The following is a 17,380-nucleotide window of genomic DNA, read 5'->3' as shown; positions in this document are numbered from 1 at the left end:
CCTCCTGGACGATCATTGTTGTTGGTGAAGCGACCTGGCGATGGCCGTGGGTCGCGTCGATCAGGAGCGTGGCGTGACAGCTATTGGTTGTCGTTGATGTTGGCGTCGTTGATGGTGAAAGGTCCGGTCGATATCGAGCTGCCGACGGCGAGTCGGCGGCGGACGCTCAGCGCAGTTTTTCGCGCAACTGGTAGTACCACATGCCCGCGGCCAACAGGCCGTTGCCGAGGCGCTCGCTGACCGGGATGCGCCAGTGGCGCATGTCAGCGAACAGGTCGAACTCCTCCAGCTGTCCGCTGACCGCCCTGGCCATGATGTTGCCGACGATATGCGAGGTGGCGATGCCGTGGCCCGAGTAGCCCTGGGCGTAGAAGACGTTGGGTGACAGCTTGCCGAGCTGAGGGATGCGGTTGATCACGATGCCCGCCTTGCCCTGCCACTGGTAGTCGAGCGCGATGCCCTTGAGCTGCGGGAAGGTGTGTTCGAGCCGGGGGCGCAGTTCGGCGCCGATATCCGCTGAGTCCTGGCCGGAATAGTTGGCGCCGCCACCGAACAGCAGGCGACCGTCGGCGGTCAGGCGGTAGTAGTCGAGCACGAAGCGGGTGTCGTAGACCGCCAGGTCATGGGGATTGATCGCGGCCTGCTGCTCCCGGCTCAGCGGGGCGGTGGTGACGATGCCGAGAGAGGCGGGGAACAGCTTGCCCTTGAGCGCCTTGCGCTCCAGCCGGTGATAGGCGTTGCCGGCCAGCACCACGCTGTCGGCGTGGATCTGGCCACGCTCGGTGACGACACAGGGGGTAGCGCCGTGGCGAATCTCGGTGACCCGGGTGTCCTCGAACAGCAAGCCGCCCAGGTCCTCAAGGGCGCGGGCCTCGCCAAGACACAGGTTCAGCGGGTGCAGGTGCATGTTGTAGTCGTTGCGCACCGCGCCATGGTAGAGCTCGGTGCCCACCAGTTCGCGTGTCTGATCGGCGTCCAGCAGACTCAGGTGCCGGGCGATCTCGTGGCCCTGGGCCGCCTCGACGTCGCGCTTAAGCTCGGCCATGTGGCTCGGTCGGTAGGCGGCGTGCAGGTGGCCGAACTTCAGGTCACAGGCGATGGCGTACTTGTCGACACGCTGACGCAGAATGCGGTGGCCTCGCCAGCGAAGATCCCAGACGAAGTTCTCGGCTGCCTCTCGCCCTAGCGGGCCGGAGAGCTGCTTGAGCATGGCATCCTGCCCCGACAGGCTGCCGGTGACCTGACCGCCATTGCGACCGCTGGCCCCCCAGCCGATCCGGTTGGCCTCGACCAGCGCTACCCGGTAGCCACGCTCGGCGAGTTCCAGCGCAGTGTTGACGCCGGTGAAGCCGCCTCCGATCACCGCAACGTCGACCCGATGCTCGCCCTCGAGCCTGGGGTATTCGGCTTCTTCGTGGATGGTCGCGGCGTAGTAGGACGCGCAGCGCGGTTCGCTCATGACGACTCCCGAAACGATGGCAGCTTGTTATTGGTGTGATCACATGTTGTGATCACACTAGCAGGGCTTGCAGATGCGCACAAGATGCGAATTCGACCCTGGGCGGCCCAGGCTGCGGCGTCTCGGCGTGGGCTATCGTCATCGCGATGGGCTAGTCTTGACGCCAGACGCAGGTAGATATCGCCGTGATGGTGGCAGGCCAGCGGCCTGTCGGGTTTTCCGCCGATGGTGACAGACGAGCGGTCGACGGGCGGCCGGCAAAAGAAGCAAAAGGGGAGTGATAGAAAAGTTATAGTGGGTTGGCGTGAGGAGTGAAGTGGAGAAAGGAATGGCGAGGGGAATGGCGAGGGGAATAGAGAGCGGAATGGCAGAAAGGAATGGAGAGCGGAATGGAGAAGGGAATAAAGAGCGGAATGGCTGAGAGGAATGGACAGAGGAGTGACAAGGAAGCGCAATGACCGACGTTCATACTGACAATAGCGATGACGCCATGGTCGCGCCGATCGGCACGGAACCATCGCCTCCGCCCTACCTGCCGGATACCGCCTCGACCCGAATTCACCAGGACCTGAGGCGTCGTCTGTGCGAAGGGGCCTTCAGTCCGGGCGAGGTGCTTTCGATCCGCGGCATCGCCGCCTGCTATGACACCAGCGCCATGCCTGCTCGGGAGGCGCTGCGCTGGCTGGTGAGCGAGGGGGCTCTGCAGTTTGTCGACAGCCGCAAGATCATCGTGCCGCACTTGAGCCGGGAGCGCTTCACCGAGGTGCTGTTCGCCCGCAGGCGGCTGGAAACCGAGCTGGCCCGGCAAGCCTTTACCGCGATCGAGCACCAGCACATCGACGCCCTGGAGGCGCTGGACGATGGCATCAATCGAGCCATCGAAGCTGCTGATCTCAAGAGCTATATGCGTGGCAATCACGCCTTTCACTTTCTGATCTACCGGCTGAGCGGCTCGACGGTATTGCTGCCGCTGGTCGAGCAGCTATGGCAGCAATACGGTCCCAGCATGGGCTTTATCTGCACGCGTTGGGGCGGCTCCGCCATCGCCGACGATCACCATCGTGAGATTACCCAGGCGCTGCGCCGGGGGGACAGGGACGCCTTCTGTCGCGCGGTGACCGCCGACATCGAGCAGGGAATGCGGCTGCTGGACGACTACTACGCCTCGTCGAAGTGATTTCTGGGCTATCTTGATGACGTCCGGCGCCAGTCCTTCGGACCGCCGACCCGAGCATCGAAAGAACGTCGTTGAGTCATCAGGAAAAGCTCATGCAAATCTACCCTTACCTGTTTTTCGACGGCCAGTGTGAAGAGGCCCTGGCGTTCTATGCCGAGCTGATGAACGGCCGAGTGAGCGAGCTTCATCGCTACAGGGACATGCCCGCCGATACACCTGATGCTGGATGCGGGGAAGCGGGCACACCGTCGCCAGAGCACATCATGCATATGCAGATCGAGGTGGCGGGTCATGTGCTGATGGGGTCGGACGCCTCTGGGGAGGCGCCTCAGGGCTTTTCTCTGGCGCTTTCAGTGGACTCACGCGAAGAAGCCGAACGGCTTTGTTCCGGGCTTGCTGAAGGTGGAGAGATCATGTTGCCCCTGTCGGAAACCTTCTGGGCCGAGCGCTTTGCCCTGGTGAAGGATCGCTTCGGCGTCGCCTGGATGGTCATGTATGAAGGCGCACGTGGCGGCTGAATACCGGTGCGTCTTGATGCAGGGCGTCCAGCGGAGCCGGAGGATTCCCAGGCGGCGTTCGCAAGCGGGGGCAAGGAGCACGACAAGCGCTCAAGCATAGGCGGCGAATAGCGACAAGAGAAGGAGGATGGGGGCAAGGATGGAATTTTCAGATGTCAGGGGGCCCTTTATCAGCGAGCCCCAGATGCTGCCGGGCTTCGGTGAGAAGAGTGGTATCTACAAGGTCGCTGCCGCTGAGCCTCAATGGCTATCCCGACTGGGGCTTTCCAACGACAGCCAGGCCAATCAGGTCGACCACGGCGGGGTGGACCGCGCCCTGTGTCACTACTGCGCCGATCACTATCCCCGCTGGAGCGAGCGCTATCCCGACGCCGGTGTGGCGCTGGAGGCCGGCGTGCTGGGTGAGAATATTGCGAGCCAAGGGGCCGATGAGCGTGAGGTGCGTATCGGTGACGTCTATCGCATCGGCGAAGCGCTGGTGCAGGTGACCCAGCCCAGGCAACCCTGTGCCAAGGTCGATGCCCGTACCGGCCAGCCGGGACTGGCGCGGGCCTTTATGCAGGAGGCCCGGATGGGCTGGCTCTACCGCGTGCTGGAGGAAGGATGGATTGCTCCGGGGCCTGTCATCGAGGTGGTCGAGCGCGGTGATGAAAGGTGGAGCGTGGAGGCCTGCTGGCGGGTGCTGGAAGACCGCAGGGCGCCCCTGGATACCATGGCCGAATTGCACGGCGTCGAAGCCCTGGCGCAACACTGGAAGGACCAGCTGGTCCGGCGCATGGACTATTGGCGCGGGCGCGCCTGACGCCGAACCGACCGAGCCTGTCTTCTCTGCACCTGTCTCTCGTGTGCCGCTGTCCCCTCTGCCCCAGTCTCCTGGGCTGAAACGACAAGGCCCTGCTGTGTCGCAGCAGGGCCTTGTTTGCAGGGGCTTGTCGCAGGGGCTTGTCGCAGGGCCTTGTCGTGATCAACCGCAGCGGAGCATCAGATGTCGCTGTCGGCGGCCAGGTCGTTGGCCAGCGCCACTTCGGAGCCGGGCTTGGCGGTCTGAAGCGCGGCCAGGGTGGGGCCGGTTTCCTGCTGGAAGGAGGCCAGCGCCTGACCGGACAGGCTCTGGTTTTCCGGAAGGGCCACGCGCATCGCATTGACCTGATTGTTGTTGACCATGACCTCGTAGTGCAGGTGAGGTCCGGTGCTGCGACCGGTATTGCCCGACAGGGCGATCCGTTCGCCCATGGTCACGCGCTGTCCGGTGCTGACCAGCGGGCGCGACAGGTGCAGGTAGCGTGTCTTGTAGCCATTGTCGTGACGAATCACGATATAGCGACCCGCCGCCGGGTGGTTGCCGACCTTTTCCACGCGACCATTGGCCGGGGTCTCGATGCCGGTACCGATCGGCATGGCGAAGTCCGTGCCCTTGTGCGGGCTGACGCGGCCGGTGATCGGATGGCGGCGGTTGAGGTTGAAGTTGGAGCTGATGCGGTAGCTGCCGGAGAACGGGTAGCGGTTGAAGGCCGGGTCGAGGCTCTGGCCTTCGGGGGTGTAGAAGTTGTTGTCCTCGGGATTGCGCACCAGCGTCAGGTCCATGCGCTCGCCGTCGTAGGACACCGCCAGCACGCGGGGGTCCAGGCGCTGGCCGTCGATGATGTCGGACTCGACCAGTACCCGGAAGCTGTCTCCGCGACGGGTGTCGCGGCGAAAGTCGAGCTTCTTCTCGAGCACCCGGGCCATCTCCGAGACTTCGGCACGGCTCAGGCCTGCGGCCTCGGCGGAGCGAGCGAAGCTGCCGCTCACGGTGCCGGCGTAAAGGCGTTGTGAGGCTTCGCCGGCACGCTCGATGGTCGCCACGTCAAAGCCTGAATCCTGGCGTTCGATCAGGTAGCCGTCGCGCACGTTCTTCATGATGCGCAGCGCCAGCAGTCGACCGTCCTCGCCAAGCTGATACTCGAAGGTGTTACCGACGCGCCAGCGGGTCAGCACGTTCTGGTCGGGCAGGTCCTCGAGCAGCGCCATGACCTCGCTGTAGCCCAGCCCAAGGGTCTTTTCGGCCATTTCGGCGAAGGTGTCGCCCTGCTGGACGCGATAGGTCTGCCAGGTCGGGACGAACGGCTCGTTGGCCGCAATCTCTTCCTCGAGCACGATCGGGCCTTCATCGAACAGTTCGAGCTCGTCTTCGCTGACATCCTCATAGGAAGTGGCGTCGCTGGCGACGTCCAGTGACTGCTGCTCCAGCAGCCCACTGGCCACGGTACCGAGCACCACGGCGATATGCAGGGAGCCTTCGTCGAGCTTGAAGGCGGGCGGCTGCGGATTGCCGTCCAACGCAACTGGCGCCGCGGTAGATGAATCAGCGGCGCCAGGAAGCGTGCGAGAGGATTGTAAGGTAAGAGGAGGTAGTCCCGACGATGAACGCATGGCGTTCTCGAACTTGACGTCGGCGTGGGCCTCGTCGACGAAGTCGATGTCGACGATTTCGCTGGCCTTGAGCTGAGAAATCGGGATGTGCTGGCTGGTGGCATCCAGCGCCAGGTCGATGGCTTCGGCGACCTGGGTTCGCTCGAAGTTCAGCGATGGCAGTTCCGGCGAGGCAGACTCTCCTAGCGGAACCAGAACTGACTCCAGCGATTCATTGCCTCGCTGAACGTCTTCGTAGGTGGTGACAATCTTGTGGGCGCCCAGCACGGTGACCATGGTGGCAACGGGTAACAGCAGCAGCTTGTGCGTGCGGGGCAGCGAATGGAGGATTCGCATCATGGTAAAAGGGCCATAGAAAAATTGATGAAGGTAAATATATAGGCTATTGCACCATACCCCATGAAGTATGGTATGCCTAGACTGTATGGCCATACAGCGGATGGCGCATCGCCCGGTGGTTTATGTGACCGGGGGCGCCAGGAATGGATGAAGCTGTGACAAAACCTTGTTCGAACGCTGTTTATTAACTGTTCTTCATTGGACCCTTAGCGTTGAACAAATGCAACCCCCCGGTAAGTCGTAGTGCTTTCTACTCCCCCTGAAGGACGATAAGTCTCATTTTGTTGATATAAGTCCAATGACTGGCCAGGCGCCGTACAAGGCCTCGCGCGGGAGGGGCGTATCGTGACTTTCATCGATGCGACTTTCATCGATGGCAAGTCGTGCCATTGGCGCTGTCGGCTGGCATGCTCAATGGATACCGTCAAAAGGATTCAAGCATGTCGCGTGTCACGCTCGCACAGTGGCAGATGCTGGCCGCCGTGGTCGATCACGGTGGCTTTGCCAGGGCCGCCGAAGCCGTTCACAAGAGCCCTTCGACCCTCAACCATGCAGTGCACAAGCTGGAGGAGCAGTTGGGGGTCAAGGTGCTGGAACCGGTGGGGCGCCAGGTTCGGCTTACCGAGGAAGGGGCCTTGCTGCTGCGCCGTGCCCGCCAGCTGCTGGAGAGCTCCGACGCGCTCGTGGATATCGCCGCTCGACTGCGAGAAGGCCTGGAGGCCGAGGTGGTGCTGAGCATCGACCAGATCTTTCCCTCGAACGTACTGGCCAAGGCGATGGAAGCTTTCTCCAGCGCTCTTCCGCAAGTCAGGCTGCAATTGCACGAGTCGGTACTCAATGGTGGTGTGGAAATGCTCGAGGATGGCCGAGCCGACCTGGTGGTGTCAGGGGTGACCACGTCAGGCTACCTGGGCGAACCCCTGGTCAGCGTGCCTTTTATCGCGGTCGCTCACCCGGACCACCCTCTACATGCTATGAGCAGGCCGCTGGACCTCAGGGATCTGGAGCACCATCGCCAGGTCGTGGTGAGGGACTCGTCGCAAAGGGCGTCGCGCGATTCGGGCTGGCTCAAGGCCGAGCAGCGCTGGACCGTCAGCCATATCGCCACCTCGGTGGAGATGCTCGAGCACGGGCTGGGGTTTGCCTGGTTGCCCAAGACCCGCATTCGCGACCAACTGGCCAGTGGCCGGCTCAAGCCATTGCCGCTGCAGGCCGGCGGTACGCGTGAGGTGCCCATCCAGCTGTATCATCGCGACGCCGACCGGGCGGGACCCGCCACCAGGGCCATGGCGGAGCATCTGCGCCAGGCTGTCCGGGACTGCAGTTGCTGAGGTCTGGGCACATCGGAGGCAATGGGTTCGAAAGAATCGAAAGGTTGGCGGCAAAATGTGCGCTTGTAGTCGATTCTTTCCACCGTATGCTGGGCTCTCCAAGGCGCTTCACGGGAGAGACCGTATGGGACTGTTAATCGATGGGGTCTGGCACGACCAGTGGTACGACACCGAGAGTACCGGCGGCGAGTTCGTGCGAGAGTCCGCCCAGTTGCGAGACTGGGTCAGCGCCGATGGCGCGCCGGGCCCCGATGGCCAGCCAGGCATCAAGGCCGAGGCGGGACGTTTTCACCTGTACGTGTGTCTGGCCTGTCCCTGGGCCCATCGCACCTTGATCATGCGCCGACTCAAGGGGCTTGACGCGCTGATCGACGTCTCCCACACCAGTCCGCTGATGGGCGACAAGGGCTGGAGCTACAACGAGGCCGAAGGCTCCAGTGGTGACTCGATCAACGGCGTGAGCTTTCATCATGAGCTCTACACCCTGACCGACCCTCACTACACCGGTCGGGTGACCGTCCCGGCGCTGTGGGACAAGCAGCGCAAGCGCATCGTCAACAACGAGTCGGCCGAACTGGTCAGAATGTTCAACTCGGCCTTCGACGAGCTGACCGGCAATCGCCTCGACTTCTATCCCGAGTTCCTGCGCCAGACCATCGACGAGATCAACGCCGACGTCTACGACAACATCAACAATGGTGTCTACAAGGCGGGATTTGCCTCCGATCAGGCGGTTTACGAACGTCACGTCTCGGCGCTGTTCGCCTGTCTCGACAGGCTCGAGGCGAGGCTTGCCAATCATCGCTATCTGGCCGGAGCCTGGCTGACCGAGGCCGACATTCGTCTGTTCACCACCCTGGTGCGTTTCGATGCCGTCTACCATGGCCACTTCAAGTGCAATCTCTATCGCATCGAGGACTATCCCAATCTGTCGCACTACCTGCGCGAGCTCTACCAGTGGCCGGGTGTCGCCGAGACCGTGGACCTGGATCATATCCAGCGCCACTACTATATGAGCCACGACACCATCAATCCCAACGCCATCGTGCCGTTGGGGCCTGTGCTGAGACTGGATCGGGACCACGACAGAGAGCGTCTGGCCTCAGAAGGCATCTACCAGGGCTGAGTCAGACGCTGGCGGAGAGGATCCGCTGGTGAGCCGTGGGTGGGGGAGGGGACCGGCTCGTGAGCCGGTCCGGGCGGCTCGATCAGCGTGCGTGTCTGGCCAGCCAGCGATCGAGGGCGTTGGCAAACTCCCGTCGATCACTGTCCGAGTAGCCCTTGGGGCCGCCGGTGTGCTCGCCGCTGGCACGCAGGGTCTCCATGAAGTCGCGCATCTGTACGCGTGCCTTGATGTTGTTGCGATCCAGGGTCTCGCCTCTGTTGGTCATTACCATGGCCCCCTTGTCCAGCGCCTCCAGTGCCAGCGGTAGATCGGCGGTGACCAGCAGGTCACCGGGTGCGATGCGGCTGACGATCTCGTTGTCGGCGGCGTCGAAGCCATGGCTCACCGCCATGGCCTTGACCCACTTCGAACTGGGCAACGGGATCTGGTGGTTGGCGACGAACCAGGTCTGGGTGGTGGTGCGTTCGGCGGCGCGGACGATGATGTCGCGAGCGACTCTGGGGCAGGCGTCGGCGTCGACCCATAGTTGGGGCATTGGTGTCTCCGGGGCAGAAAAAGGGGGCTCGATCATAAAAGGGCTGGTCAGAGCCATGAGTCGATGGTAGCATGCGCCCTCCTCGCATGTGTTGACCCCACCATCATGACGCAGCGACCTCCGACGCCCAAGCGGCCTCGAGAGTTTAAACAGATGCTGCAACGCGCAAGACGCGTTCGAATTGTGAAGATGGAGCACCCGACGTCGATCCCGACGCCCGCGGTGCAAACGGTCGCCACGATGGCTCCACGCAGTTGCGTGAGCCGATGCCAGGTGCGACCGGCGTCCCCGACTCCGAATGTTGACAACAGACTTGTTGACCTTGCTCTACCACGAGTAGAGCGACGTATTTCTGTTCGCCCCGAATACGGGCGCGTCAGGGACGCCAACCACGTTATTTTGCCGGTAACCCCGGCCTACCAAGGTGTGATTCATGACCTCGACGACTGTCGCTTCACCGTCTTTTGGTGATCTGGCCCTGCTGCCTGCCGTTCTCTCCGCCATCGAGACCCTGGGCTACGAGACTCCCTCGCCCATTCAGGCGCAGACCATTCCAGCCCTGCTGGAAGGCCGCGACATGCTGGGCCAGGCCCAGACCGGCACCGGCAAGACCGCTGCCTTCGCGCTCCCCATCTTGTCTCGTATTGAACTCGATCGGCGTGAGCCCCAGGTGCTGGTACTGGCGCCGACCCGCGAGCTGGCTCAGCAGGTAGCCGTCTCCTTCAGCAAGTACGGCCAGAACCTCAAGGGTCTGGAAGTCGCCACCCTGTGCGGCGGCCAGGAATACCGTGAGCAGCTCAGCGCGCTGCGTCGTGGCGCCCAGGTAGTGGTCGGTACGCCCGGCCGCGTCATCGATCACCTGGATCGTGGCAGCCTCAAGCTTTCCGGCCTCAACGCTCTGGTGCTGGACGAAGCCGACGAGATGCTGCGCATGGGCTTCATCGACGACGTCAAGCGTGTTGTCGCCGATACCCCCGAGAACGCCCAGCGTGTGTTCTTCTCGGCGACCCTGCCCACCGAGATCGAGCGCATCGTCAATCGCTACCTGGTGGATCCGGTCAAGGTCGCCATCGAGGCGCGTACCACCACCGCCGAGAGCATCGAACAGCGCCTGGTGCGCGTCGATGGTGGCGCCAAGCTGGAAGCGCTGTCGCGCATCCTTGAAGTCGAGCCGGTGGACGCCGCCATCGTGTTCGTGCGCACCCGTGCCGCCTGTACCACGCTGATGGAGCAGCTGTCTGCGCGTGGCGTCAACGTCGCCAGCCTGTCCGGTGATCTGGACCAGAGCCTGCGCGAGCGCACCATCACTCGCCTCAAGCGCGCCAAGGTCGATGTGCTGATCGCTACCGACGTGGCCGCTCGTGGTCTCGACGTGCCGCGCATCACCCACGTCATCAACTATGACCTGCCCCAGGATGCCGAGGCTTACACCCACCGCATCGGCCGTACCGGCCGTGCCGGCCGCAACGGTGTGGCGATCACCTTCGCCGGCTTCCGTGAAGGCCGCAAGGTAGGTTGGCTCGAGCAGGCCACCGGCCAGAAGATGGCGGTCATGGAGCTGCCTGACGAGGCCGCCATTCGTGCCCACCGCGACAACGTCTTCCATCAGCGCGTGATCGCCGCCGTCACCAAGGGTGCCGAAGAGCAGCGTGCTCTGGTCGAGCGTCTGGTCGAGGAAGGTTACGATCCCATCGAGCTGGCCTGTGCCTTCTCCGCCATGGCGCGCGCCGACGAGGCACCCATCGGTCGCCTGCAGGCGCCGCGCAAGGAGCGCAATGACCGCGCCCCGCGTGACGGCAAGCCGCAGCGTCGCCGCGAGAGCCGTGGACCCAGCGAAGGCATGACCCGCTACCGCGTCTCCGTCGGCCACAAGGATGGCGTCAAGCCTGGCCAACTGGTCGGAGCCCTGGCCAACGAAGGTGGTATTGAAGGCGCCCGTATCGGCCGCATCGACATCCGTAACGGCTTCTCCACCGTGGAGCTGCCCAATGGTCTGCCGGCCAGCATCCTGGCCAAGATGGCACGTGCCCGTGTGGCCGGTCGTCCGCTGGAAATCAGCGAAGACCGTGGCGGTGATCGCGCTGAGCGTGGTGGCGAGCGCAGCGGCGAGCGTGCTCCCCGTCGTCGTCGCGATGACGAGGCGCCTGTGCGTCGCCAGTCGCGCGCCTGATCGAGGTGCCAGGGGCCTGAGCCGACAGCTGGTACAAGGCCCCTGTTGATCCGATGACGCTTCGGATCACGACAAGGCAAGTTTCGTGAACGGGCCGGTGGATATCCACCGGCCCGTTTGCGTGTGCATGTTTCGCTGGCTTCCTGGGCGTTGGCTCCCTGGGCGTTGGCTCCCTGGCATCGGGCCCGATGTTCATCCCATTCCCTTGCATGTCGACTTTCTCCCCGCCTGACCTACGTCAACCTCTGACCCGATGCTGCCGCTCCTGATGGCCGAAGCACGACATAATGTTGCAAAGTGTAACATCCGGGTGCGGTGACAGGGTCTCTCTTGTCCCGGCCGGGCTGAAGGCATGATTGCAATGGAGAGCGACGGGACATGGAACGGAAAACAGGCAAGGGATGGCTGCTTGGCGTCATGCTTTTTACCCTGGCAGGCAATGGATACGCCGCCACCGGCACCATCACGATATCCGGGAAGGTGCTTGCCACGACCTGTACGGTAAAGGTCAACAATGCGGGAACCGGGGATGGCACTGTGGTGCTTCCCTCGGTCAGTGTCAGCGATTTGAAGAGCGGTGAGACGGCGGGTGACACCTCCTTCACCATCGACATGAACTGCTCCGCTGCCGTGGACAATGTGAAGCCGTACTTCGAGCCTACCAATGTCGATGCCGCCACCGGCTATCTGGTGAATACCGCAGGTACCGGCGGCGCCAAGAACGTCGAGATACAACTGCTCGACCATACCAACAAGGTGATCAATCTGATCGCCAATGATGCCACCGCGATGGATCTGGCCGACGACACCACGGCGACTCAACTTCGCTACACCGCGCGCTATTACGCCAGTGGCGCGGACGCCGTCGCGGGGACCGTCAGCACCTCAGCGGTGTATACCCTGAACTACCAATAGATCTCGCAGTCCGCCCGCACTGGCAGAAGTGCGCGGAGGTAGGGCGTCTGGCAAGGCTACAGAAAGGCATAGGGATCATGCGTGTACGGGAGTCGTGGGGAAGGGGAGTGGCGCTGTTGGCGCTGGTGGCGCTTTGCAGCCTTGTCAGTCGTGTCGATGCCAGTGTGGTGGTTTCGGGCACCCGGGTGATCTACCCCGCCGATGCCAGGGATGTGAGCGTCGCGCTGACCAATGCGGGCGATACGCCCTCGCTGGTGCAGGTGTGGATCGATCGTGGCGACCCGGACTCCACGCCGGAGAGTGTCGAGGTGCCGTTTCTGACGACACCGCCGGTGACACGCATCAATGCCCATGGAGGACAGGCGATTCGGATCGCCTATCTGGGCGAGGTGGCGCCTGTCGATCGCGAGTCTGTCTACTGGTTGAACGTGCTGGAGGTGCCCGCCACCCAGGCGGCGCCGGACCGAAACGTGCTGCAGCTGGCATACCGCACCCGCATCAAGCTGTTCTATCGACCCGTCGGGCTTGCCGCTTCCCCCGAGCAGGCCGCCGAGCAGCTTCACTGGGAGCTTGAGCGGGGGCCAGGCCGTTGGACGCTGGTGGCCCGTAATGAGAGCCCCTACAGTGTGTCGCTTCGTCGGGTCGGGCTAGGCAACGAAGAGCACCAGGTCACGGCTCGTGGCAGCCTGATCCCGGCCCAGAGCTCCCGCCGTTTCGGCATCGAACCGCTGGCAACCTCCCAGGGTTTCTTCGATTGGATCAATGACTACGGGGTGACGCAGCGGCGCCGATTCGAGCTGTGAAACGTCTGTCTGGCACAGCAGCCGGCAAGGTTCGAGGCTTGCGGCGGCACGGAGGCCTGTCTGTGCTCATTGCGCTGGGGCTGTCCCTCGTCACCGACGCCGGTCTGTCCGCCCGGGCCGACGACGGTAGCAGGGTGACCGGCGGTGCGTCCGAGCGCCGGGTCGAGTACGCCTTCAACGCCAAGCTGCTGAAAGGATCACTCCAGGGCATGGACCTGACCCGCTTCGAGCAGGGTATGACGGTCCCCCCTGGTCGCTATGAACTCGACGTTCTGGTCAATGGCCAGGCGTTCGGTCGCGAGACGGTGACGATCGGTGAGGACCCGGAAGGGACGCGTCTGTGTCTGTCGCTTGATGCGATAAAGCGCCTGCCGCTGAAGCCCGCGGCAGGGGGAGGCGACTCAGGCCGCGAGTGCGTCGATCTGGCCGCTCGCTATCCCTACGTCGATAGCTCGATCGACTCGGCGAACATGCGACTTGAACTGAGCGTGCCCCAGGCCTATCTGCGGCATCGCGTCAGGGGAAAGGTGCCGGCCGAGGCGTGGCAGGACGGCATCAATGGCGCCTTTGTTCGCTACAACAGCAATGCCTTCCGTGGCGAGCGCGACGGGCAGGAGTCCCGTGAGGACTATCGACTCGGGATCAACGCCGGGGTGAACCTTGGCGGTTGGCAGCTTCGTCACAATGCCAGTCTCGATGACGCCAGTGGCGAGACCGCCCACTATCATGTCACCAACACCTACCTGCGCCACGACGTGACGCCCTGGCAGGCCGACCTGGTCATCGGCGAGTATCAGACCTCCGGGATGGGATTCGAGTCGATACCCTTCACCGGCGTCCAGCTCGCCAGCGACGATGCCATGCTGCCTCCTTCCCGGCGGGGCTACGCCCCGGTAGTGCGAGGCACCGCTCGCACCAACGCCAGGGTGACGGTCCGTCAGGGGGAGGACGTCATCTACGAGACCAGCGTGACGCCCGGCCCCTTTGCCATCGACGACCTTTACGCCACCAATGTGGCTGACGACCTTGAGGTCACCATTACCGAGGCCGACGGCAGCGAGCGCGCCTTCGTGCTGCCCTATACCTCGGTGGCACAGTTGCTGCGACCCGGCGCCCACCGCTTCCACCTGACCCTGGGGGAGTATCGGGATGACGGCCTCGTCGACCTGCCCCGGTTCGTTCAGGCCGAATACCGACGCGGGGTCAGCAATCGGCTGACGCTATACTCCGGCGCCATCCTGGCCGAGGACTATATGGCGGGGCTTGCCGGTGGCGCCGTGTCGACCCTGTTGGGCGCCTTCGCGCTGGATGCCACCATGACCCGGGCGAATCACCTGGAGGCGCTGAGCGATGAGCCGGAGAGCCCGCGTGGCGAGAGCTTTCGTGTGAGCTACAACACCCGTTTTGATCCCACCGACACCGAGCTGTCGGTGGTCAACTACCGTTTTTCCAGTCAGCACTATCTGAGCCTTTCGGACGTTGCGCTGCTGCGCGATGACGGCATGACATCCTCACCACGGGACCGCGAGCGCCAGCGTCTCGAGGTCAATCTGACCCAGACCCTGGCCGGCGGCACCAGGCTGTTTGCCTCTGGCATCAGCGCCGACTACTGGGATCGCGAGGACGCGACCACCTATCAGGTCGGTGTCAGTCGTGGCTTCTCCTGGGGCACCCTGAGCGCCACCGCAGGCCGTAGCGAGACCGAAGGCGACTACACCAACGAGTTCTACCTCAATCTCAGCGTTCCGCTGGGAGGCCACCTGCAACTGACCTCCAATCTGGCCCATCGGGGCAATCATCGCTCGGGCCAGTTGAACCTCAGCGGCGACAGCGGCGCGCTGAACTATGGTGTCTACGTCAACCACAGCCGTGATGACCGGTCGCACGATTCAAGCTATGGCGGCAACCTGGGGATGGACACCTCCAGGGTACGTCTTGGCCTCAACCTCAGCGCCGGAGATGACTACCGCAGCTACAGCGCCAGCGCCGATGGCACCGCCATTGCCTATGCGGGTGGCCTGGTGCTGACGCGGGATCAAGGCGAGACCATGGCGGTCATCGAGGCGCCGGGCGCCAAGGGCGCGGCGATTTCTCAACATGACCAGGTGTTGCTGGACGGGCGGGGCAAGGGGGCGATCAGCGGACTGACGCCTTACCGCTACAACCGGGTGGCGCTGGATCCCTCCGGCATGACCGATGGCGTCGAGCTCAAGGGCAATGCCAGGCGGATAGCGCCTCGCCGAGGCGCTATCGTCAGGCTGACCTACGACACCCTGGTGGGGGCGCCGACCCTGGTGCGGGTGACCACGCCGGCGCCTTTCGGCGCGCAGTTGATCGACGCCGATGGCGACGTGCTGGCGGTGCTGGGTCAGGGGCGCATGGCAGTGGTCAGGGGAATCGATGCACACCGCGGCTATCAGCTTCGCTGGGGGCCGAGCCCGCGGGAGCGCTGCCGCCTGACACTGGAGCCGCAACGCGAGGCGACGCCGCACCAGGGTGCAGCGCCGCGTATCGCCCAGCGCCAGGCGACCTGCTTGCCTGGAGATGTCTCGTCTGGCTAGCTTCGCCGATCGAACAGGGTCAGGGCGAAGGCGTCTAGCAGGCTGCTGGCCTCGGGGGTCTCGACCACAGACCGCTCGAGTGCCTCGACGTCCTCGTCCTGAGCGACAAGAATATCGCGCTGGTGCGCCAGGTAGGCCGCGGTCACCTGGACGGTGAATTCCGGGTGGAACTGCACGCTGTACTGGGCTGGGCCATAGCGCAGGGCCTGGTTGGGGTCATGGTCGTTGGCCGCCAGGACGGTGGCGGTCTCGGGGCGTGACAGGGCGCTCTGGGCGTGGGTCAGCTGGGCGGCGAAAGCATCGGGCAGCGCACCGAACAGCGGGTCCCCGCGACCTGCCTCGGTCAGCGTGAGGGTACGCGTGCCGCATTCCCGCCCTCGGGGATGGTAGCCGGCGCTGCCGCCGAAGGCTTCGGCCATCAGCTGGTGGCCATAGCACACGCCAAACATCGGCAGGCCTTGGTCGAGCGCCTCCCTCAGCCAGGGTTTCAGCGCTTCGCTCCAGGCTTCCCGGTCGGACACCATGGCGTGGGACCCGGTCACCACCACCCCGTCCTGATCAGAGATTGCCGGCAGCGGTTGGCGGCGAACGTCGATCACCTCGATGACGCCGCCACGACGACGAAAGCCGTCGAGGCGTGCGCTGAACAAGTCCTCGAAGTCGCCGTGCTCGGCGACGACATCGGCGAAGCTGTCGCCGGTCTTGAAGATGGCAAGGCGAGGCGGCTCAACAGGCCTCGCCGGGCTTGAAGCAGTGTGGGTCACGGTCTTGGCTCGAAAAGGGGAATCCAGGGGCGCTTGCAGGTGTAGATTCAGCCGCGCTTGAGGCGATCACCGAGGGCGACCATGAAGCGGCTGCCGGCGTCGAGCTGTTCGCGCTCGATGTATTCGTCGGGCTGGTGGGCCTGGCTGATGCTGCCGGGGCCGCAGATCACCGTGGGCAGGCCGGCGAGCTGGAACTGACCGGCCTCGGTGGCGTAGGCCACGGCGGCGCCGTCGGGGCTGTCGCCGAGCAGTTCGCGGCACAGGCCCAGCGCCTCGCTGTTGTCACGATCGGCCAGGGCCGGCACGGTGGTGTTGAGCGCCTCGGTGGTGATCGAGGCCTCGGGGGCGCGCTGGCGCATGCGGGCTTCGAGTTCGCGGGCGGTGGCCTCGACCCGGGCCAGCAGCTCCTTGGCGTCATCGGTGGGCAGGTGGCGAATTTCCCATTCGAAGCTGCAGCGCCTGGCCATGATGTTGATGGCAGTGCCACCCTCGATCTTGCCCACGTGCAGGCTCGAGTGGATCACGCTGAAGGCCTCGTCGACCCGACCCTCTTCCTTGAGCTCCGCCATCACGTCCTCGATGCGGGTGACCAGGCGAGCGGCGACGTGGATCGCCGAGACCCCTTGATACACCTGGCTCGAGTGGGCTTCGCGTCCGATCACCGTGGTACGGAAGTTGCTGGCCCCCTTGTGGGCCACCACCGGCTCCATCAGGGTCGGCTCGCCGACCACCACGGCGGCGGGGCGGGGGTGTTCGGCCATCAGCATCTCGATCATGCGCGGGGCACCGACGCAGCCGATTTCCTCGTCGTAGGACAGCGCCAGCCAGATCGGCACCTCAAGTTCCATTTCGCTCCAGCGCGGAACCTCGGCCAGGGCGCAGGCGATGAAGCCTTTCATGTCACAGGTGCCGCGACCGTACAGGCGCCCGGCATTGTCGCCCTCGCCGGCGGTCAGGATGAAGGGATCGCTGGTCCATGGCTGGCCCACCACCGGCACCACGTCGGTATGGCCCGAGAGCACCACACCGCCCTCTACCGCCGGGCCGATGCGCGCCAGCAGGTTGGCTCTGGAACCGTCGTCGCTCTCGACCCGCCAGTGATCGACGCCGTAGCGGTCGAGCCACTCTTCGACGAAGGCGATCAATTCCAGGTTGGAATCCCGAGACACGGTGGCAAAGCCCACCAGGGTCTTGAGCAGGTCGTGTGCGGTCATGAAGGCTCCGTCGACTGAGGTCACAAGGAGCGTCAATGTACCATGGCCAGGCGACG

The 17,380-nt window shown here is 64.1% G+C and carries 14 protein-coding genes; 9 read left to right on the top strand and 5 right to left on the bottom strand.

The features are described 5' to 3' along the window. Positions 1-166 precede the first annotated feature (166 nt). Positions 167-1,459 (bottom strand): NAD(P)/FAD-dependent oxidoreductase, encoded by a 1,293-nt coding sequence (locus tag KUV74_RS01155; protein WP_222515438.1) that lies wholly within the window; start codon positions 1,457-1,459, stop codon positions 167-169. Between the two features lie 454 nt (positions 1,460-1,913). Here KUV74_RS01155 and KUV74_RS01150 point away from each other — a divergent pair, with 454 nt between their 5' ends. The 3 genes from KUV74_RS01150 (at position 1,914) to KUV74_RS01140 (ending at position 3,956) form a co-directional block, all read left to right on the top strand. Continuing rightward, positions 1,914-2,636 carry a GntR family transcriptional regulator gene (locus KUV74_RS01150; RefSeq protein WP_108131526.1) on the top strand — a complete coding sequence of 241 codons (723 nt, stop codon included), beginning with the start codon at positions 1,914-1,916 and terminating at the stop codon, positions 2,634-2,636. Positions 2,637-2,707: 71 nt separating this feature from the next. Beyond that, on the top strand, positions 2,708-3,154 hold the full coding sequence (locus KUV74_RS01145) for a VOC family protein (RefSeq protein WP_222515437.1): 447 nt from the start codon (positions 2,708-2,710) through the stop codon (positions 3,152-3,154). A gap of 139 nt (positions 3,155-3,293) precedes the next feature. Further along, complete coding sequence (locus tag KUV74_RS01140) at positions 3,294-3,956, top strand: MOSC domain-containing protein (protein ID WP_222515436.1); 663 nt, start codon at positions 3,294-3,296, stop codon at positions 3,954-3,956. Positions 3,957-4,135: 179 nt separating this feature from the next. On the opposite strand, the gene KUV74_RS01135 is transcribed toward KUV74_RS01140, so the two are convergent. Beyond that, a complete protein-coding gene (locus KUV74_RS01135) occupies positions 4,136-5,905 on the bottom strand; it encodes a peptidoglycan DD-metalloendopeptidase family protein (protein ID WP_045991895.1) in 1,770 nt (589 codons plus the stop codon). Positions 5,906-6,345: 440 nt separating this feature from the next. On the opposite strand from KUV74_RS01135, the gene KUV74_RS01130 reads away from it, so the two are divergent. Together KUV74_RS01130 and KUV74_RS01125 are read left to right on the top strand one after the other, a co-directional pair. Further along, positions 6,346-7,236: a LysR family transcriptional regulator gene (locus tag KUV74_RS01130; RefSeq protein ID WP_045991896.1), complete on the top strand. Its 891-nt coding sequence runs from the start codon at positions 6,346-6,348 to the stop codon at positions 7,234-7,236. 124 nt (positions 7,237-7,360) lie between these two features. Beyond that, positions 7,361-8,362 (top strand): glutathione S-transferase family protein, encoded by a 1,002-nt coding sequence (locus KUV74_RS01125; protein ID WP_222515435.1) that lies wholly within the window; start codon positions 7,361-7,363, stop codon positions 8,360-8,362. Positions 8,363-8,444: 82 nt separating this feature from the next. Here KUV74_RS01125 and KUV74_RS01120 read toward each other — a convergent pair whose 3' ends face one another. After that, complete coding sequence (locus KUV74_RS01120; protein ID WP_045991898.1) at positions 8,445-8,897, bottom strand: YaiI/YqxD family protein; 453 nt, start codon at positions 8,895-8,897, stop codon at positions 8,445-8,447. Between the two features lie 433 nt (positions 8,898-9,330). On the opposite strand from KUV74_RS01120, the gene KUV74_RS01115 reads away from it, so the two are divergent. The 4 genes from KUV74_RS01115 (at position 9,331) to KUV74_RS01100 (ending at position 15,346) form a co-directional block, all read left to right on the top strand. Next, positions 9,331-11,067, top strand: coding sequence for a DEAD/DEAH box helicase (locus KUV74_RS01115; protein ID WP_108449702.1), 1,737 nt, complete (start codon positions 9,331-9,333; stop codon positions 11,065-11,067). 378 nt (positions 11,068-11,445) lie between these two features. Beyond that, on the top strand, positions 11,446-11,982 hold the full coding sequence (locus KUV74_RS01110; RefSeq protein WP_222515434.1) for a fimbrial protein: 537 nt from the start codon (positions 11,446-11,448) through the stop codon (positions 11,980-11,982). Between the two features lie 77 nt (positions 11,983-12,059). Then, complete coding sequence (locus tag KUV74_RS01105) at positions 12,060-12,785, top strand: molecular chaperone (protein ID WP_045991900.1); 726 nt, start codon at positions 12,060-12,062, stop codon at positions 12,783-12,785. Between the two features lie 62 nt (positions 12,786-12,847). Further along, the gene (locus tag KUV74_RS01100; RefSeq protein ID WP_222515433.1) at positions 12,848-15,346 is read left to right on the top strand and encodes a fimbria/pilus outer membrane usher protein; all 2,499 of its coding nucleotides are present in this window, start codon (positions 12,848-12,850) and stop codon (positions 15,344-15,346) included. Here the strand turns inward: KUV74_RS01100 and KUV74_RS01095 are convergent. Both KUV74_RS01095 and argE read right to left on the bottom strand, forming a co-directional pair. Further along, positions 15,343-16,110, bottom strand: a complete 768-nt coding sequence (locus KUV74_RS01095; RefSeq protein WP_222515432.1) for a glutamine amidotransferase — start codon at positions 16,108-16,110, stop codon at positions 15,343-15,345. The genes KUV74_RS01100 and KUV74_RS01095 overlap by 4 nt on opposite strands. A 47-nt stretch (positions 16,111-16,157) precedes the next feature. Then, the gene (gene argE / locus KUV74_RS01090; RefSeq protein ID WP_222515431.1) at positions 16,158-17,324 is read right to left on the bottom strand and encodes an acetylornithine deacetylase; all 1,167 of its coding nucleotides are present in this window, start codon (positions 17,322-17,324) and stop codon (positions 16,158-16,160) included. Positions 17,325-17,380 lie beyond the last annotated feature (56 nt).

The organism is Halomonas sp. DP1Y21-3, from assembly GCF_019801245.1.
GTDB classification, from domain to species: domain Bacteria; phylum Pseudomonadota; class Gammaproteobacteria; order Pseudomonadales; family Halomonadaceae; genus Halomonas; species Halomonas litopenaei.
The sequence above is the reverse complement of the archived record's forward strand: the minus strand, read 5'-3'. Positions and strand labels throughout refer to the sequence as shown.